12 protein-coding genes and 1 tRNA gene are annotated in these 16,901 nt (G+C 73.0%); 7 read left to right on the forward strand and 6 right to left on the reverse strand.

All coding sequences use genetic code 11. From position 1 onward, the window contains the following. Nucleotides 1–60: 60 nt before the first annotated feature. On the reverse strand, nt 61–1,383 hold the full coding sequence (locus ELQ40_RS09265; protein WP_127793432.1) for a M20/M25/M40 family metallo-hydrolase: 1,323 nt from the start codon (nt 1,381–1,383) through the stop codon (nt 61–63). Between the two features lie 118 nt (nt 1,384–1,501). On the opposite strand from ELQ40_RS09265, the gene ELQ40_RS09270 reads away from it, so the two are divergent. The 6 genes from ELQ40_RS09270 (at nt 1,502) to ELQ40_RS09295 (ending at nt 9,966) form a co-directional block, all read left to right on the forward strand. After that, nucleotides 1,502–1,586: transfer RNA gene (locus ELQ40_RS09270), tRNA-Leu, on the forward strand. Between the two features lie 232 nt (nt 1,587–1,818). Beyond that, nucleotides 1,819–2,613, forward strand: coding sequence for a hypothetical protein (locus ELQ40_RS09275; protein ID WP_127793433.1), 795 nt, complete (start codon nt 1,819–1,821; stop codon nt 2,611–2,613). Further along, on the forward strand, nt 2,610–4,151 hold the full coding sequence (locus ELQ40_RS09280) for a DNA polymerase Y family protein (RefSeq protein WP_127793434.1): 1,542 nt from the start codon (nt 2,610–2,612) through the stop codon (nt 4,149–4,151). The genes ELQ40_RS09275 and ELQ40_RS09280 overlap by 4 nt, the downstream gene beginning before the upstream one ends. 81 nt (nt 4,152–4,232) lie before the next feature. Beyond that, on the forward strand, nt 4,233–7,778 hold the full coding sequence (locus ELQ40_RS09285) for an error-prone DNA polymerase (RefSeq protein ID WP_127793435.1): 3,546 nt from the start codon (nt 4,233–4,235) through the stop codon (nt 7,776–7,778). A gap of 37 nt (nt 7,779–7,815) precedes the next feature. Next, the gene (locus tag ELQ40_RS09290; protein WP_127793436.1) at nt 7,816–9,069 is read left to right on the forward strand and encodes an MFS transporter; all 1,254 of its coding nucleotides are present in this window, start codon (nt 7,816–7,818) and stop codon (nt 9,067–9,069) included. A 9-nt stretch (nt 9,070–9,078) separates the two neighbouring features. Further along, a complete protein-coding gene (locus ELQ40_RS09295; RefSeq protein WP_240665715.1) occupies nt 9,079–9,966 on the forward strand; it encodes a DUF3097 domain-containing protein in 888 nt (295 codons plus the stop codon). A gap of 24 nt (nt 9,967–9,990) precedes the next feature. Here ELQ40_RS09295 and ELQ40_RS09300 read toward each other — a convergent pair whose 3' ends face one another. From ELQ40_RS09300 to ELQ40_RS09310, 3 genes are all read right to left on the reverse strand, one after another. Continuing rightward, nucleotides 9,991–11,112 (reverse strand): VIT1/CCC1 family protein, encoded by a 1,122-nt coding sequence (locus ELQ40_RS09300; protein WP_127793437.1) that lies wholly within the window; start codon nt 11,110–11,112, stop codon nt 9,991–9,993. 174 nt (nt 11,113–11,286) lie between these two features. Beyond that, nucleotides 11,287–11,838: an Lrp/AsnC family transcriptional regulator gene (locus ELQ40_RS09305; protein WP_370296306.1), complete on the reverse strand. Its 552-nt coding sequence runs from the start codon at nt 11,836–11,838 to the stop codon at nt 11,287–11,289. A 143-nt stretch (nt 11,839–11,981) separates the two neighbouring features. Further along, nucleotides 11,982–13,784 carry a DEAD/DEAH box helicase gene (locus ELQ40_RS09310; protein WP_127793438.1) on the reverse strand — a complete coding sequence of 601 codons (1,803 nt, stop codon included), beginning with the start codon at nt 13,782–13,784 and terminating at the stop codon, nt 11,982–11,984. Nucleotides 13,785–13,873: 89 nt separating this feature from the next. Here ELQ40_RS09310 and ELQ40_RS09315 point away from each other — a divergent pair, with 89 nt between their 5' ends. Further along, entirely contained in the window at nt 13,874–14,698 is an 825-nt protein-coding gene (locus tag ELQ40_RS09315; protein ID WP_127793439.1) for an SGNH/GDSL hydrolase family protein, read from the forward strand. Here ELQ40_RS09315 and ELQ40_RS09320 read toward each other — a convergent pair. Further along, nucleotides 14,641–16,038 carry a D-alanyl-D-alanine carboxypeptidase family protein gene (locus tag ELQ40_RS09320; RefSeq protein WP_127793440.1) on the reverse strand — a complete coding sequence of 466 codons (1,398 nt, stop codon included), beginning with the start codon at nt 16,036–16,038 and terminating at the stop codon, nt 14,641–14,643. The genes ELQ40_RS09315 and ELQ40_RS09320 overlap by 58 nt on opposite strands. 10 nt (nt 16,039–16,048) lie before the next feature. Further along, nucleotides 16,049–16,855 carry an RNA methyltransferase gene (locus tag ELQ40_RS09325; RefSeq protein ID WP_127793441.1) on the reverse strand — a complete coding sequence of 269 codons (807 nt, stop codon included), beginning with the start codon at nt 16,853–16,855 and terminating at the stop codon, nt 16,049–16,051. Between the last annotated feature and the right edge of the window lie 46 nt (nt 16,856–16,901).

The raw sequence follows: 16,901 nt of genomic DNA on the forward strand, positions 1-16,901 counted from the left end.
TCTCCGCGCGGGCGGAGGGCGTCGGGGGCCGCGTGATGCGGACCGGTGGAGTCGAGGAGCTCAGTAGTCGAGCAGCAGGTCGCGCAGGACCTGCCTTCCGAAGAATAGTGCGTCGAGCGGTACCCGCTCGTCGACGCCGTGGAACATGGCGGGGAAGTCGAGGTGGTCGGGCAGTCGGAGCGGCGCGAAGCCGTACCCGCGGATCCCGAGGCGGCTCAGCGACTTGTTGTCGGTGCCCCCGGAGAGCAGGTAGGGGAACACGGGAGCCTCGGGGTCGTGCGCGCCCAGCGTGCGCCGCACGGCGTCGACGAGCGCGCCCGACGTCGGCGACTCGAGGCCGACGTCGCGGTGCACGACCTCGATGTCGATGTCGTCGCCGATGATGCGGCGCACCTCGGCGAGCACGGCGTCCTCCTCGCCCGGCAGCGTGCGGATGTCGATGAGCGCCTCGGCGCGGTCGGGGATCACGTTGTGCTTGTACCCCGCGGTGAGCCCGGTCGGGTTCGTCGTCGTGCGGAGCGTGGCGGTGATGAACCCGGACGCCGATCCGGTCGCGAGGGCGAGTTCGTCGGGCGAGGTCTCGGCCAGGTCGACGCCGAGCACGTTCGCGATCTCGCCGAGCAGTTCCTCGGTCGTGTCGGTCAGCCGGACGGGCCATTCGGTCTCGCCGAGGCGGGCGACGGCCGCGGCGAGCTTCGTGATCGCGTTGTCGCGGATGAGCCGCGAGCCGTGCGCGGCGCGGCCGTGCGCCACGAGGCGGATCCAGAGCAGGGTCTTCTCGCCGGTCTGCAGCAGGTATGCGCGCCTGCCCCCGACCGTGATGGAGTACCCGCCGACCTCGCTGATCGCCTCGGTCGCGCCGGCGAAGAGCTCGGGGTGGTGGTCGACCAGCCAGCTCGCACCGTACGAGCCGCCCGCCTCCTCGTCGGCGAAGTACGCGACCACGATCTCGCGCTCGGGCAGCCGCCCCTCCCCCAGGATGTCGCCGAGCGCCGTGAGCATCATGGCGTCCATGTCCTTCATGTCGACCGCACCGCGGCCCCACAGCATGCCGTCGCGGATCTCGCCGGCGAACGGGTCGACGCTCCAGTTGCGCGGGTCGGCCGGCACGACGTCGAGGTGGCCGTGCAGGACGAGCGCGGGCTTCCCGGGGTTCCGGCCCGGCACACGGGCGACGACGCTCGCCCTGCCCGGCTCGGATTCGAACAGCCGCGGCTCGAGTCCGAGCTCGCGCAGGTGGGCCTCGACGTACTCGGCCGCCTCGCGTTCGCCGTTCGACCGGCCCTCGCCGTAGTTGCTCGTGTCGAAGCGGATGAGGTCGCGTGCGATCGCCGCGGTCGCCTCCAGCTCGGTCGATTCTGGGGTCTGGGATGCCTCGGCCATGCCTCCACGGTAACCGCAGTGCTCCCCGGCCGGGCTCAGGGGTCGGGGTGGTCAAGAGCACCCTCGGAACCGTGCTAATCTCTTCTACGGCCGCTGAGAGATCAGCAGCCGGACACACGCGCGGGTGGCGGAATTGGCAGACGCGCTAGCTTGAGGTGCTAGTGCCCGTATAGGGCGTGGGGGTTCAAGTCCCCCCTCGCGCACGATGTGTCGAAAGGCCCGGATCGGAAGATCCGGGCCTTTCGTGTTTCCCGGGGCCGCCGGTCGGCCGAAGTGCCCGATTCAGGAATTGGGAGGCTCGTCAGGACGCGATCCCCGATCCGGTCCTGATCCGGCGCCGATCTCCTGAATTCCGGACTTCCGAACGGTTCGGACAAGACGGACGATCGGCCTGACGGACTTGCCGTGTTCGAATGTATGTTCGAAACTGGATCGGTGACGCTCCCCGCCCCGCACTCCCCCGACGCCCGGTCCGACCGGGTCGGCGAGCTGCAGGCGCGGATCCGCGGCATGGAGGCGACCCGTCTCGACACCCGGGCGGTGCCGACCCATCCGGCGCTGGCCGGGGTGCTGCCGGGCGGTGTGCTGCGCGAGGGCACCGTGGTGCAGGCATCCGGATCGACGAGCCTCGTCATGGCCCTGCTCGCCGGCCCGTCGGCCGCGGGGCGCTGGGTCGCGGTCAGCGGCATCCCCGAGTTCGGCGCCGAGGCGGCGGCGGGCCTGGGCATCGACCTGGAGCGGCTCGTGCTCGTCCCCGAGCCGGGGCGGCAGTGGCTCACGGTCGCCGCGGCCCTCGCCGACGTGATCCCCGTCGTCGCGGTCCGGCCGGCCGGCCGCATCTCGCCGGCCGAGGCATCCCGGTTCCAGGCCCGGCTGCGCCAGCGCGGCACGGTCCTGGTCAGCGACGGCGTGTGGCCGGGGGCCGACACCGTGCTCGAGGTCGGTGATTCCGCATGGAGCGGGATCGAGCGCGGCCACGGCGCGCTGGCCGAGCGCGAACTCGTCGTCCGCACGGCCGGGCGCGGGCACGGGCGGGCCGCGGCTTCCCGTCTCATGCTGCCCGACCGATCGCTCGGCCTCTCCGTCGCGTCCGCCGCGGAGATCCCGGTGATCGCCGCCGCGCCCTCGATCGACGTCGCCGCGGCGGCGGATGCCGCGGTCCGCCCGGATGCTCCGGGTGCGGAGCCGCTCGGCGAGGTCCGTCGCATCGATCTCCGGCGGGCCGGATGACCGGTCCGGTCCGCACGATCGTGCTCTGGTGCCCCGACTGGCCGGTGTTCGCCGCGGCCGAGGAGGCGGGGGTCGAGGCATCCGCGCCGGTCGCGCTCACCTCCGGCGGACTCGTGTACGCCTGCTCGGCGGCGGCCAGGGGCGAGGGCGTGGTGCGCGGCATCCGCCTGCGCGAGGCGCAGCTGCGCTGTCCGCACCTCGTCGTCCTGCCGTACGACGCGGCGCTCGATGCGCGGGCGTTCGAACCCGTGGTGCGTCGGATCGAGGAGACGGTGCCGGGTCTGCAGCTCATCCGGCCGGGCACGCTGGCGATGCGGGCCCGCGGCCCGGTGCGGTACTACGGCGGCGAGCACGCGGCCGCGGAGGCGCTGCTCCGGACCGCGGCGTCCGCGGGGGTCCCCCTGGCCAGGATCGGGGTCGCCGACGGTCCGTTCGCCGCGGAGCAGGCCGCGCGTGCGACGCGCACCTCGCCGGTGGGCGTCGTGGCGGCGGGGGCATCCGCGGAGTTCCTGGCGCCGCTGCCCGTGCGCCTGGCGGTCGACCCCCGCACGGCCACGTTGCTCAAGCGGCTCGGGGTCGCGACCCTGGGCGAGTTCGCGGCGCTGCCCGAGGCCGACGTGCGGCGTCGGTTCGGTGCGGCCGGTGCCTTCGCGCACGACCTCGCGTCGGGCCGTGAGGCGACCCGGGTCGCGGCCCGAACGCCCCCGCCCGAGTTCGCCGTGGAGCAGGAGTTCGAGCCCCCGTTGGACCGCGTCGACCAGCTCGCCTTCGCGTTCCGGGTGCGGGCCGAGGAGTTCATCGACCGGATGCGGGCCGTGCGGTTGGTCTGCACGGCGATCCGGGTCGATCTCGACGACGAGCGCGGAGGGCACGTGTCCCGGGAGTGGCTGCATCCGCGCTGGTTCACCGCGGCCGACGTGGTCGACCGCGTCCGGTGGCAGTTGCAGGGTGCCGGGGATGCCGCGGCTGGGCTGGCCTCCCCCATCGTGCGCGTTCGGGTGGTTCCCGAGCGCGTCGACTCGACCGGGAACCACGAGGAGGGACTGTGGGGCGGCGGCCCCGATGAGCGGGTGCACCACGGCCTGACCCGCGTGCAGAGCATGCTGGGCCATGACGCGGTCGTCACGCCCGCCGTCGGCGGCGGGCGGCTGCTGACCGACCGTCAGGTGCTGGTGCCCTGGGGCGACCGGGCCCCCGACCTCGTCGCGGCGCCCTGGCCGGGGAGCCTGCCGGCGCTCGCGCCCGCGAGCGTCTTCCGGGAACGGCCGCGGGTGGTGCTGGTCGATGCGTCGGGCGCATCGGTCGCGATCGACGACCGCGGCTCGGTCACGGCCGAGCCGGCGGCCTTCGCCCCGGGCGGCGGGGAACCGCCCAGGTCCGTGCAGGCGTGGGCTGGGCCGTGGCCCGTGGTGGAGCGGTGGTGGGACGCCGACCACGCTCGCCGGGTGCACCGGTTCCAGGTGGTCGATGCCGACGGTTGCGCGTGGTTGCTCGTGCGCGATGCCGAGGGATGGCAGGCCGAGGCCAGGTACGACTGATGGCGGAATCGAATCAGTCAGCGGGTATCGATGTATTCACGGCATCGATGATGACGGCGCAACGATGAAACGAGCGAACTGATGGGCTGGAACAATCCCGAGATCCCATGGTCGGAGCTCGAACGCCGGCTCTCCGACCGGCGCCGGCCCGACGGCCGTGGTGGCCCGAGCGGATTCATCGGCAAGCCGGGCGGCGGCGACGGCGGTACCGACCCCCGGAACGGACGCCCGCTCATCGCCGACGGCGGCGACAGCCCGGCCTGGAGCCGCAAGCGCCATCCCTACCGTCCCTCCCCCGGACTCGAGGTCGAACAGGGCCCGGCGGTGCCGTACGCCGAGCTGCACGCGCACACGGCGTTCAGCTTCCTCGACGGCGCCTCGATGCCCGAGCAGCTCGTCGAGGAGGCGCACCGCCTGGGGCTTTCGGGGCTCGCCGTGACCGACCACGACGGGTTCTACGGCATCGTGCGGTTCGCCGAGGCCGCAGAGGCCTTCCCCGACCTGACGACCGTCTTCGGCGCCGAGCTCTCGATCGGGCTCACCAGACCGCAGATGGGCGCCGCCGACCCTGAGGGCGACCACCTGCTGGTGCTCGCCAGACGCGAGGAGGGCTACCACCGACTCGCCTCGGCGATCACGGCCGGCCAACTCGCCGGGGGCGAGAAGGGGCGACCCGTGTACGACCTCGAGGAGCTCGCCGCGCAGTCCGGCGGTGAATGGCTGATCCCGACCGGATGCCGCAAGGGACCGGTGCGCCGCGCACTCGCGCTCGGCGGAGCCGACGGCGACGAGGCCGCGTGGCGCGAGCTCGACCGGCTCGTCGCGCTGTTCGGGCACGACCGGGTGGTGGTCGAGCTCTTCGACCACGGGCATCCGGCGGACCAGCCCGACAACGACCGGTTGGCGAGGCTGGCGGCCCGTGCGAACCTGCCCGTGATCGCGACCAACGCGGTGCACTACGCGACCCCGCCCGAGCACCGGCTCGCCCAGGCGCTCGCCGCTGTGCGTGCCAGGCGCAGCCTCGACGAGCTCGACGGGTGGCTGCCGGCGTCCGACGGCCAGCACCTGCGCTCGGGCGCCGAGATGGCCGCGCGGTTCGCCCGGTATCCCGGTGCGGTCTCGCGCACGGCGGGCATCGCCGAGGAGCTCGGGTTCCGTCTGCGCAGCGCCCGCCCGAAGCTGCCGCGCCAGGAGGTGCCCGACGGCCACACGCCGATGAGCTGGCTGCGCGAACTCGTCTGGCGGGGCGCTGCGGAACTCTATCCCGGGGTTCCCGACCACGTCCGCGAACGGCTCGGGCAGGAGCTCGACGTGATCGAGCAGAAGGACTTCCCCGGCTACTTCCTGATCGTGTACGACCTCGTGCGCGAGGCCAGGAGCCGGGGCATCCTGTGCCAGGGGCGCGGTTCGGCCGCGAACTCGGCCGTCTGCTACGTGCTGCGCATCACCGCGGTCGACTCGATCTTCTACCGGCTCCCGTTCGAGCGGTTCCTGTCGGCATTGCGCGATGAGGAGCCCGACATCGACGTCGACTTCGACTCCGACCGGCGCGAGGAGATCATCCAGTACGTCTACGGCAAGTACGGAAGGCGCAACGCGGCGCAGGTCGCGAACGTCATCACCTACCGGCCGAAGGTCGCGGTACGCGACATGGCGAAGGCGCTCGGCTACTCGACGGGCCAGCAGGATGCCTGGTCGCGCCAGGTCGAACGCTGGGGTGCGGTCGTCGAGACCGACGACCACGACATCCCCGGGCCGGTGATCGAGCTCGCCGAGCAGGTCCTGACCTTCCCCCGGCACCTGGGCATCCACTCGGGCGGGATGGTGCTCACCGACCGGCCCGTCGGCGAGGTCGTGCCGATCGAGCACGCGCGCATGGAGCACCGCACCGTGCTGCAGTGGGACAAGGACGACTGCGCCTGGATGGGCCTCGTGAAGTTCGACCTGCTCGGCCTCGGCATGCTGGCCGCGCTGCAGTACACGTTCGACCTGATCCGCGAGACGACCGGCGAGGAATGGGAGCTCGCGAGCCTGCCGAAGGAGGAGGGCGCGGTCTACGACATGCTGTGCCGTGCCGATTCGATCGGGGTGTTCCAGGTCGAGTCGCGTGCGCAGATGGGCACGCTCCCCCGGCTGAAGCCGCGCTGCTTCTACGACCTCGTGGTCGAGATCGCCCTGATCCGGCCCGGCCCGGTGCAGGGCGGTGCGGTGCATCCGTACATCCGCCGGCGCACGGGCGAGGAGCAGGTGACGTACCTGCATCCGAAGCTCGAGCCCGTGCTCGAGCGCACGCTCGGGGTGCCGCTGTTCCAGGAGCAGCTCATGCAGATGGCCGTCGCGGTCGGCGACTGCACGCCCGCCGACGCCGACCTGCTGCGCCGGGCGATGGGGTCCAAGCGGGGCGTCGAGCGCATCGAGTCGCTGAAGGAGCGCCTGTACGCCGGCATGGCGCGCAACGGCATCGACGAGGACACGGCCGACGAGATCTACGCGAAGATCCAGGCGTTCGCGAACTTCGGCTTCGCCGAGAGCCACGCACTGAGCTTCGGCCTGCTCGTCTACGCGAGCTCGTGGCTGAAGCTGCACTACCCGGCGGCGTTCCTCGCGGCCCTGCTGCGCGCCCAGCCCATGGGCTTCTACTCGCCCCAGACCCTCACCGCCGACGCGCGTCGCCACGGCGTCGAGGTGCTGCGGCCCGACATCCAGCGGTCGGGCGTGCACGCGGGGCTCGAACCGCGCGGCGTCCCCGACGGGACGGATGCCGGCTCGCGATCGGATGCCCCGGTGACCTCGGATGCCCCGGCGCCCGGGCACGCCGGGCCCAGCGGCCTGCACGGCTGCGCCGACGCGGTGCAGCCGCCGATCGGCCCGTTCGACCGCGAGGCGCCCGACCGGTCGGCCGCGCATCGCCGCGACGCGGGGTTCGTCGTGCGGCTCGGGCTCGCCGACGTCTCCTCCATCGGCACCGCGCTCGCCGAGCGCATCGTCGCCGAACGTGAGCGCGGCGGTCCGTTCCGCGACATGGCCGAGGTGTCGCGCCGGGTCGGGCTCGAGGCATCCGAACTCGAGGCGCTCGCGGCGGCCGGCGCGTTCGCGTCGTTCGGACTCGACCGGCGGCGCGCGCTGTGGCTCGCCGGCGAGGCCGCGCAGGACCGCGCCGAGTACCTGCCGGGCTCGATCGTGGTCGTGCAGCCGCCGCTGCTGCCGCTGCTCACCCCGACCGAGCAGGTGGTCTACGACCTCTGGGCGACCGGCATCTCGCCCGACGACCACCCGATCCGGCACATCCGCGACCGACTCGATGCGCGCGGTGCGATCCGGGTGGACCGCCTCCGCGAGGCCGAGTCCGGGCGGCGCATCGAGGTCGGCGGGGTGGTCACTCACCGTCAGCGGCCGGCGACGGCGTCGGGCATCACGTTCCTGAACCTCGAGGACGAATCGGGCACGGTCAACGTGATCGCCGGGGTCGGGGTGTGGACGCGGTACCGACGGGTGGCCCGCGAGGCGCCCGCGATGGTGGTGCGCGGCATCCTCGAGCGCACGCGCGACGGCATCGTGAACCTCGTCGCTGATCGGTTCGAGTCGCTCACCGTGTCGGCACCGCACCGGTCGCGCGACTTCCGTTGACCTGCGGCGACCGGCCCATCGGCGTAGCATCCGGCGCATGGAGGGCCTGCCGCGGGAACGCCTCTACACGCCGGCGTTCATCGCCCTCGGCATCGCCGAGCTGGCCTACTTCACCGCGGACGGGATCGCCGTGTTCACGCTGCCGCTCCACGTCACCGGCCCGATCGGCGGCGACGAGGCCGCCGCCGGCATCGCGTTCGGTGCATTCGCGCTCTCGGCCCTGCTGCTGCGCCCGCTCGCCGGACGACTCGCCGACCGCCTCGGACGCCGGCCACTGCTCCTCGGCGGAGCGCTCATCGCCGCGGTGTCCTATCTCACCATCGCCGCGGCGCCCGACCTCCTCTCGATCATCGCGCTGCGCCTGCTCGCCGGTGTCGCCGAGGCCGCCTTCTTCGTCGCATCCTTCGCCGCGCTGGCCGACCTGGCGCCGCCGAGCCGGTTGGGCGAGGCGATCTCGATCAACTCCCTGGGCCTCTACCTCGGACTCACGCTCGGACCTCCGCTCGGCGAGCTCCTGTCCGACTGGGCCGGATTCGCTGCCGCGTGGATGGGCGGCGCGACCATCGCGCTGGTCGCGGCGGCCATCTCGGTCGGCGTCGGCGAGACCCGGAACACCGAGCCGGTCGATGCATCCGGGTCCGGCGGGTCGTCCGTCGGTCGCCCGACGCCCGAGCCGACCCGAACCGATCCGACGCCGAGACGGGAGCCGCTGATCTATCGCCCGGCCTTGCCCATCCTCATCGGGTTCCTCGCATCGATCATCGCGCTCGGGGGCTTCCTCGCGTTCGCCTCGTTGCACGCCGTGCGGATCGGCACGGCGGATGCCAGCACCGCACTGCTCGTGTTCGGCGCCGTGGTCGTGGTCGTCCGAGTCGCGTTCGCCCGATTCGTCGACCGATTCCCGCCGCTGCGCCTCGGGGCCGCCGCCCTCGTGCTCATGGCGGCCGGCCTTGCGATCACCGCGGTGTGGCCGGCACCTGGCGGCCTGCACGTCGGCTCGGCGATCCTGGCGATCGGCGTGGGGTTCAGCACCCCGGCATTCTTCGCCGCGGTGTTCGCGACCGCCGGGCCCGCGCAGCGCGGCGCCGCCTCGGGAACGGCGACCGCCGCGATCGACCTCGGGCTCGGCCTCGGACCGATCGCGCTCGGCCCGCTGGCCGCCGGATTCGGACTCGGGTGGACGTTCGCCGTCGCCGCCGCGGTGGCCGCGCTCGGTGCAGTGTGGACGTTGCACCTGGCGTCTCGACCGCCTGCCGTGTCGCCGCCGCCTCGGGCGCGACCGGTCGGATAGCCTCCAACGGTGCCCGGAAACGACGCCATCCCCCGTCCTGAAGTCCACGGCGAAGACCGCTACGGCACCGACGTCCTCGCCGGCGACTGGCGGGCGCGGGGACGCCCGAAGATCCCGGACCTCCCCGTGGAGCGAGACCTCGTCGTCGAGCTCGCGGCCGACGGCTACTGCGGGGCCGTCGTCGGGCTGGAGCAGGGCAACGTCGTGCTCGAGGATCGGTTCGGGAAGCGCCGGCTGTTCCCGCTCGGGCACGGGTTCCTGGTCGACGGCAGCCCGGTCCGGCTCGTCCCGCCCGTCAGGCGTGCCCCCGCCGGTCCGATGCGCACGGCATCCGGCTCGTTCGCGGCCCCCCAGACGCGGGCGAAGGTCGCGCTGCCGAGCCGCATCTTCGTCGAGGGCCGGCACGACGCCGAGCTCGTGGAGAAGATCTGGGGCGCCGACCTGCGGGTCGAGGGCGTCGTCGTCGAATACCTCGAGGGCGTGGATCGCCTCGCCGACCTGCTCGACGAGTTCCAGCCCGACCGGCAGCGCCGGGTCGGCGTGCTGGTCGACCACCTCGTGCCCGGATCGAAGGAGCAACGCATCGCCGACGAGGTCCGGCGGGGCCGTCACGGCGCGCACGTGCTCGTGGTGGGGCATCCGTTCATCGACATCTGGCAGGCGGTGCGCCCGGCGCGTATCGGTCGGGACGCCTGGCCCGTGATCCCCCGGGGCGTGGAGTGGAAGCACGGCGTGTGCGAGGCGTTCGGCTGGCCGCACGCCGAGCAGGCCGACATCGCCCGGGCGTGGCAGGCGATCCTCGGCCGGGTGCGCGGCTACGGCGATCTCGAGCCAGCCCTGCTCGGCCGGGTCGAGGAACTCATCGACTTCGTGACGGAGCCGACCGGTCAGCGCTGATCGCGACACGCCGGTCGCGGCCCGCTACGCGAGTGTCGTCCCGAATGCGAGCCCCAGCACGTACGTCACCGCCGCTGCGCCGAGCCCGATCGCGAGCTGGCGGAGGGCGCGCTTGAGCGGCGGCGCGCCCGAGAGCACGCCGACCGTCGCCCCGGTGAGGAGCAGCGCGAGACCGACCAGTGCGGTCGCCAGGAGGATCGCGGGCAGGCCCGACATACCGAACAACCACGGCAGCACCGGGATCAGCGCACCCGACGCGAAGAAGCAGAAGCTCGCGAGCGCCGCCCCGAGGCCCGTGCCGATCGCCTCATCGTCCTGATCCATCGCGGGCAGCGCGTCGGTCGGCGTTCGGGACGCGTCCTGGCGTCCGGCCGCGTGCACCCGTGCCAGCGTCAGTGCCGCATGCTCGACGGCGGCGTCCGGGGCCATGCCGCGCGCCCGGTATACCAGCGCGAGCTCGTTCGCGTCGAGGTCGAGGTCGGGCAGGGCGTCGCCTGCCGCGGGGTCGGGCGCCGAGGCATCCAGCAGTTCGCGCTGCGACCGCACCGACACGTACTCGCCGGCTCCCATCGACAGCGCGCCCGCGAGCAGCCCGGCGAGGCCGGTGAACAGCACGACGGGTGCCGGAACCCCCGTCGCGCCGATGCCGAGCACGAGGGCGAGGTTCGACACGAGCCCGTCGTTCGCGCCGAACACGGCCGCACGAAAGCTGCCCGCCAGCCGGCGCCGACCGCGTGCGGCGAGCCCGCGCACGACCTCGCCGTGGATCCGCTCGTCGGCGGCCATCGCGGGAGTCGCGTACGGGTCGGTCGCATACGGCGAGCGGGCCTCCGCACCCTGCGCGAGGGCGAGCACGAAGATCGAGCCGAACCGGCGCGCCAGTGCGACGAGCACGCGGGTCCGGACGTCGGCGCGCGGGGTGCCCCGTTCATCGCCGTCGAGCAGCGCGAGCCAGTGCGCCTCGTGCCGCCCCTCCGCGGCGGCGAGGGCGAGCAGGATCTCGCGCTCCTCACCGGTCTTGCGATCGGCGAGCTCGCGATACACGGCGCCTTCGGCCCGTTCGTCGGCCAGGTACCGCCGCCAGCGCGCGCGGTCCGCCCCGGTCGGCGGGCTCGCAGGCGTCGGGTTCGCCGTCTCGTCGGTCATGCGTCCACCTGTCCGGCGGGCGACGAGGTCGGTGCTCGAACGGCCCGCTCCATCACGTCCTCGGCCGGAACGGCCTCAGCCACGATAGCGAGCGGCGTTCGCACGCGGACCGGAATCGGGGCGAACGAGCGGGATTGGCAGCATTTCGGACCGCCGAACGCACGGGCCCCCGACTCAGCCGATCAGGTGCTGCCAGCCGTCGCCCTCGGCGTGCTCGAAGATGAGGTTCGTCTCGGTGTGCGCGACCGCCGGGTGGCCGGTGAGGTGGGCGAGCACGAACTCGCGGAGCTCGACCGCGTCGCGCGCGGCGACGTGGAGCAGGTAGTCCTCGGCGCCGGCCATGTGGAACACGCCCAGCACGCCCGGCAGGTGCGGCACCGCGGCGCGGAACGCGTCGATCTCGGCGCGGTCGTGCTTGACGAGTCGCACCGCGATCAGCGCCTGCAACGACACCCCGACCGACGCGAGGTCGACGTCGACGTGGTAGCCGCGGATCGTTCCGAGGCTCTGCAGGCGGCGGAGGCGGAGCGACACGGTGGACTCCGCGACGCCGATCTCCGCAGCGAGCGCGGCGCCGGAGGATCGCGCGTTCGTCGACAACGCGGCCAGGAGCGCACGGTCGACGCGGTCGAGTTCGGGATGCTGCTGCGCCATGGGGGCCTTTCGGATGGCGGCCGCTGGATCGGGGGCGGTGCGGATCGGCCGGGTCCCGTCATCCTCCGACATGATCGAAATGTTCTGCAACATGGCTTGCGGAATGTTGCAGGTCGTCCGGCTCTCGCGACCGATGTCACGAGCCCTTCGGCGGTTCGGCTCGGACACCGCAGGTCGTCGGGTGGCCGGCCGCTTCCCGACGACCACCGAGCCGGTCACCGGCTCGCGAGTCGCCTGCGCAGCAGCTCGATCCGGGACTGCAGCTGCGTGACCGTCGCCTGCGCGACGGCCGGTCCGCCGCAGACCCGTCGCAGCTCCGCGTGCACCTGCGAGTGCGGCTCGCCCGTGTGCCGCGCCCAGAGCCCGACGAGGCTGTTGAGCAGCGACCGCTGCTCCTTGAGCGTGCGGTACAGCGCGACGGGTTCGGCCGCCGGTTCGTCCTCGACCGTGTGCTTCCGACGCTCGCCTGCGCGCCGGGCCTGCCTCGCCTGCCGATGCCTGAGCAGTTCCGCGACCTGTTCGGGTTCGAGCAGGCCCGGCAGCCCGATGAAGTCGAGTTCCTCGTCGCTGCCGGGCTCGGCGAACGTCCCGAAGTCGGTGCCGTCGAACACGACGCGGTCGAACGTCGCATCGGACGCGACCGCCTGCCACGTGAACTCGTCGCCGAGCTCGTCCGAGGCCTTCTCCTCGCGGTTCGCCGATTCGAGCAGCCCGTCGTCGAGCCCCGGGTCCTCATCGTCGCCGCCGCGTCGGTCGAGGGCGTGGTCGCGCTCGCGTTCGAGCTCGCCCGCGAGCGCCATGAGGATCGGCACGTTCGGGATGAACACCGAGGCCGTCTCACCGCGACGGCGCGCCCGCACGAAGCGGCCGATCGCCTGGGCGAAGAACAGCGGCGTCGACGAACTCGTCGCGTACACGCCGACCGCGAGGCGGGGAACGTCGACCCCCTCGGACACCATCCGGACCGCGACCATCCACCGGCTCGTCCCTGCGGAGAACTCCTCGATCCGCTCGCTCGCCTCCTTGTCGTCGGAGAGCACGACGGCCACCTTCTCGCCCGAGATGCCCTCCAGGATCTCGGCGTAGGCGCGCGCCACGGTCTGGTCGGTCGCGAGCACGAGACCGCCCGCGTCGGGGATGCCGTGGCGGACCTCGGTCAGCCGGCGATCGGCGGCCTGGAGCACGGCGGGAATCCACTCGCCGGTCGGCTCGAGGGCCGTGCGCCAGGCCGAGCTCGTGATGTCCTTCGTGTTGTCCTCGCCGAGCCGCGCCTCCATCTCGTCGCCGGCCTTGGTGCGCCAGCGCATGTGGCCCGCGTAGACCATGAAGAGCACCGGCCGCACGACCCCGTCGGCAAGTGCCCGACCGTAGCCGTAGTTGAAGTCGGTCTTCGAGAGTCGCACGCCGTGGGCGTCGGGTTCGTAGTGCACGAACGGGATCGGCGCGGTGTCGCTGCGGAACGGCGTGCCGGTGAGCGAGAGCCGCTTCTCCGCCGGTTCGAACGCCTCTCGGATCGCATCGCCCCACGACAGCGTGTCGCCGCCGTGGTGCACCTCGTCGAGGATGACGAGCGTGCGGCCGGAGAGCGTCAGTTCGCGGTGGAGCGCCGGCCGCATGGCGACCTGCGCGTAGGTCACCGCGACGCCGTGGTAGTGCCGTGCGCTTCGTCCGTGGGCGTTGCGGAATCCCGGGTCGAGTCGGATGCCGGCCCGCGCAGCGGCGTCGGCCCACTGTCGCTTGAGGTGGTCGGTCGGCGCCACGACCGTGATCCGGTCGACGATGCGGCGCGCGCGAAGCTCCGCGGCGATCCGGAGCGCGAAGGTGGTCTTGCCGGCGCCGGGCGTGGCCGCGGCGAGGAAGTCGCGCGGGAGGTCGGCGAGGTACTGCTCGAGGGCCTCGGCCTGCCACGCGCGCAGCCGGTTCGCGGTGCCCCAGGGCGCTCTGGCAGGGAAGGCGGGTGAGAGGTGCTCGGCGGCCGAGGTGCCCGGCTGATGGCCGGATGGGGTCGCTGTGCTCACTGTCCAGCACTGTACCCGACCCGGCCGACATGCTCGCGGCGGGCCGCGGCGCACGTGCCGGGATCCCGGCACGTGTGCAGAATGGAGGGATGGTCACCCAGCAGCATCCGTGGTCCCGCTACGTCGCCATCGGCGACTCGTTCACCGAGGGCATCGGCGATCCCGAGCCGTCCGTGCCGGGCGGCCATCGCGGATGGGCCGACCGCGTCGCCGAGGTGCTCTCGCAGGGCACCGAGGACTTCGCGTACGCGAACCTCGCGGTGCGCGGCAAGCTGATCCAGCAGATCATCGACGCGCAGCTCGCACCCGCCGTGGCCCTGCGCCCCGACCTCATCACGATCTCCGCGGGCGGCAACGACGTGATCCGCCCCGGCACCGACCCCGACGAGATCTCGGCGCGCTTCGAGTACGCCATCGACCGGCTCTCGAGGGACCGAGCGACCATCGTGATCTTCACGGGCGTGGACGTCGGCTTCTCCCCCGTGTTCCGGGGCATCCGCGGCAAGGTGGCGATCTACAACGAGAACCTGCGCGCGATCGCGTCGAAGTACGACTGCATCGTCGCCGACCAGTGGGCGCTCGCCGACATCCAGGACCAGCGCTTCTGGGCGCCCGACCGGCTCCACCTGAACGCCCTCGGACACCACACGGTGGCTCGCATGGTGCTCTCGGCGCTGAACGTGGAGAACGACCTCGAGCCGCTGAAGCCCGAGCCGCTGCCCGGGAGCACCTGGCGGCAGGCCCGTGTCGAGGACCTCGCGTGGGCGCGCGAGTACCTCGTGCCGTGGGTGGTGCGACGCATCCGCCACCAGTCGTCGGGCGACACGATCACCGCGAAGCGCCCGGAGGCCGGGCCCTACTCGGCCGGCGACCCGCTGTCCACGGACCCGGTGTCCACCGACCCTGCGCCCTGAGTCGCGTCGAGGCCGCCCGGGTTCGTGAGCCGCCACCAGGTGCCCGGGTCCTCGATCGGCGCGTCGACGAGCAGCGGCACCTCGATGACCTGGCTCCCCGCGCGGACCGTCGCGGTGCCGACGCGGTCGCCGGCGCCGACCGTCGTGATCGGGTCTGCGACGACCTCGACGTCGACGGGGGTGTCGCTCCACACGACGACGGATGCCCCCTCGCTCGCCGTCGCGGTCGTCGTGTCGCCCCAGGCGGTGCCGTAGGTCGCCAGCGGCGTTCCCGCGGCCAGCGCCTGGACCTCGTGGAATCCGGGTGCGACGCTGTCGAGCAGGGCCGCGACCTGCTCGCGCAGCTGCGCGTGCGTGTCCTGGCCGAGCGCGACGCCGACGACCGTCACCGTCGAACCTCCGACCTGGTAGTCGGCCGAGAAGAGCAGGTTCGCCGCGTCGTCGGTCGTGCCGGTCTTGATGCCGTCGACACCGTGCGTGCCGAGCAGCTTGTTCGAGTTCTCGACCCGTCCGACGCCGGGGAGGTCCACCGCCTGCGTCGAGACGATGCCCGCGAGCGCGGGTTCGGCGAGCGCCAGCTCGCCGAGGCGGACGAGCGCGGCGGGCGTGCCGACATTGTCCATCGACAGCCCGCTCGCGTCCGCGACGGTGATCTCGGTGAGGCCCTGCTGCGCGAGCCACGCGTTCGCCGCGGCCGTGTACGCGGCCTCCGACCCGAAGGCCCAGTTCGCGATCGAGATCGCGTAGTTGTTGCCCGACGGCAGCAGCATCGCCTCGAGGCTCTGGACGAGCGTGAGCGAGGTTCCCGCGGCGACCGGGGCGACCGACCCGTTCTGCGCGATCATGTCCCAGTAGATGTCGACGTCGGCGTCGGTGTACTCGATCGACGGCCCACCCTCGCCGGGTGCCACCGGGTGCTGAGCGAGCACCGTGAGCGCCGTGACGACCTTCGCGATGCTCGCGATCGCCATCGGCGACTGGTCGGCGCTGGTCGCGAGGAGCCCGTCGAACCCGACGGCACCGATCGCGAACTCCCCGGTGCCCGGCAGCACGAGCGGCTGCGCGGCCTGCGCCACCGGTGGCGGGTCAGTGATCTCCGCGGCGACGGCGGGCAGCGGGGCCCCGAGCGCGTTCGAGACGTAGACGGCGCCGCTCGCGATGAGGGCGACGAGGGCGAGGGCCACCGTGCCGGCGACGATGCGCCTGCGGCGATACATCCGTCGCTTCGCATCGCGGTCGGCGTCGAGGTTCGCCGCGGCGAGGGCCGTGCCGGGGTCGTGCGGCAGACCGCGCCCGGGTGCGGCGCCGGATTCGGTGGAGGGTGGGGCGGGGTACGACATCACCGCGAGCCTAGACCGGCTCGCTGAGTGCGTAGAGGACCACGGCCGCCGCGGCGGCCACGTTCAGCGAATCGACCCCGTGCGCCATCGGGATGGTGACGACCAGGTCGGCCGCGTCCAGCGCGTGCCGGCTGAGCCCGTCGCCCTCCGCGCCGAAGACCAGCGCGACGCGTTCGGGCGGTGCGGCGGCGAGATCGCGCAGCGAGACGGCATCGGGCGCGAGCGCGAGGGCGGCGGTCGTGAACCCGTGCTCGGCCAGCAGCGGAGCGGCCTCGCGCCAGTCGCCGACCCGGGTCCACGGCACCTGGAACACCGTGCCCATGCTCACGCGAACGCTCCGCCGGTACAGCGGGTCGGCGCATCGCGGGGTCACGAGCACCGCGTCCGCGCCGAGCGCCGCGACGCTGCGGAAGATCGCCCCGACGTTCGTGTGGTCGACGATGTCCTCGAGCACCACGACCCGGCGCGCCTGCGCCAGGAGCGCTGCGGGGTCGGGTTCGGCGGGTCGTTCGAACGCCGCGAGCGCACCGCGATGCACGCGGTATCCCGTGATCGCCTCGAGCTGATCGGGATCCGCGAGGTGCACCGGGACGTCGAACGGCGCGAGCTCGGCCTCGAGGCCGTCGAGCCACTTCTCCTCCATCAGCACCGACCTGGGCCGGTGCCCCGCGGCGATCGCCCGCCGGATCACCTTCGCCGATTCGGCGATGTACAGGCCGCGCTCGGCCTCCGTGGCCCGGCGCAGCGAGACATCCGTCAGCGCCGCGTAATCGGCCACCGCATCGGATGCCGCGTCCGCGACCCGTTCGATTCGCATCGGTCCTCCCGCTCCAAGCCTGCCAGCCGAGGAAACATTCCGGAAA

Source organism: Agromyces sp. LHK192, assembly GCF_004006235.1.
Lineage (GTDB): Bacteria > Actinomycetota > Actinomycetes > Actinomycetales > Microbacteriaceae > Agromyces.